Annotated in this window: 2 protein-coding genes and 1 pseudogene; all 3 read right to left on the reverse strand. The window is 37.5% G+C overall.

Going from position 1 to position 771, the window contains the following annotated elements; translation table 11 throughout:
- Positions 1-147 precede the first annotated feature (147 nt).
- Positions 148-378, reverse strand: coding sequence for a hypothetical protein (locus BN202_RS08970; protein ID WP_019220309.1), 231 nt, complete (start codon positions 376-378; stop codon positions 148-150).
- Positions 347-562, reverse strand: a complete 216-nt coding sequence (locus BN202_RS10395; protein ID WP_083859180.1) for a hypothetical protein — start codon at positions 560-562, stop codon at positions 347-349. The genes BN202_RS08970 and BN202_RS10395 overlap by 32 nt, the downstream gene beginning before the upstream one ends.
- Positions 495-721, reverse strand: a pseudogene (locus BN202_RS10040) (hypothetical protein). Before BN202_RS10040 ends, BN202_RS10395 begins: the two are co-directional and overlap by 68 nt.
- Positions 722-771 lie beyond the last annotated feature (50 nt).

Here is a 771-nt window from a genome sequence, read left to right on the forward strand (position 1 = left end):
TGATGATAGCTAACTATGAGAAGATTATTAAAAATTTTTTGCCATTGACGATTCATTGTTGATGTTAGGAGGCAATCTTGTTCTAAGCTTGAATCTCCATTATGAGTTTTTAAAAATCTAATTCTATGTGGTATATCAAACATAGCTTTAACTTTTAGCTATCCATTTTTTTAAATGTGAGAAGCTATTCTCTATGGCGTCAATGAAACGGGATAAATCAATTACAAACATAAAGACAATGAAGGCTAACCACTTCATGATACGTGACATCATCTTTAAGCCTTGATACGTTTCTATCATCTCGTGAAGAAGCTGTTGTTCTGTTTCTGTGAGTTCTTTTTCTTTGTTACTTCGTTTCTTGACCATCTTTCCAACCACATAAATGGGCTCCCTGTTGGTTATGTTTCAAAATATCTCTTGCTAGATTGGAACTGATGGCGTTCAGATCTTGCTTGTCTAAATAAATTGGCAACCAGCCAACACAAGAAACAGACCTATTTGCCGCGCACCCAACGAGACAAAGCAGCACGCACACCAGCATCAGTTTTTTTGTTAACTTCATTTTCTACCTCAAAACGTGTGAGAGCTGTCTTTAAAGCATTCTCTGTTTGCTTTTGCCGTTCGCTCTTCTTGCCAAGCTGAAAAGCTTTGGCCAAAGCCATAAAAAAACGGCTAAAGCCGCTAATAGAAGAGATAGATTTCTTTTGAACCAAAAAATCATAAGCGCTGTTCCTTAAAGCGCTTGGCAACAATTACGAGCCCTGTACAAGC

This window comes from Bartonella florencae (assembly GCF_000312525.1).
Lineage (GTDB): Bacteria > Pseudomonadota > Alphaproteobacteria > Rhizobiales > Rhizobiaceae > Bartonella > Bartonella florencae.

Coding starts and splice junctions, on each gene's coding strand:
- BN202_RS10395 (WP_083859180.1), bottom strand. CDS start 562: ATGAAGTTAACAAAAAAACTGATGCTGGTGTGCGTGCTGCTTTGTCTC.